The sequence below is a fragment of the Candidatus Clostridium helianthi genome (assembly GCF_045310795.1).
GTDB lineage: Bacteria > Bacillota > Clostridia > Clostridiales > Clostridiaceae > Clostridium > Clostridium helianthi.
In genome coordinates, this window is sequence record NZ_JBJIAB010000152.1 from 1 (window position 1) to 303 (window position 303).

The window sequence follows — 303 nt, forward strand, 5'->3', positions numbered from 1 at the left end:
AAGTCCTCCTATCTTAAAATGCTTCCTGCGATAACCATCTTTTGAACTTCTGAAGTTCCTTCGTAGATTTCGCATATCTTAGCATCTCTCATCATTCTTTCTACTGGGTATTCTTTAGTGTAACCATATCCACCAAAGATTTGAACTGCTTTAGTTGTAACTTCCATTGCAACATCTGCAGCAAATAATTTAGCTCTTGCAGCATCTACTGAGTAAGGCTCACCAGCTTGCTTCTTTGTTGCAGCTAGGTATACTAAGTATTTAGCAGCTTGGATTTTAACATCCATTTCAGCTATATACCAT

Annotated in this window: 1 protein-coding gene; it reads right to left on the reverse strand. The window is 37.6% G+C overall.

All coding sequences use genetic code 11. The features are described from left to right. Positions 1-8 precede the first annotated feature (8 nt). On the reverse strand, positions 9-303 hold a 295-nt coding region (locus ACJDTP_RS27590; RefSeq protein WP_406763022.1), incomplete at its 5' end, for an acyl-CoA dehydrogenase family protein.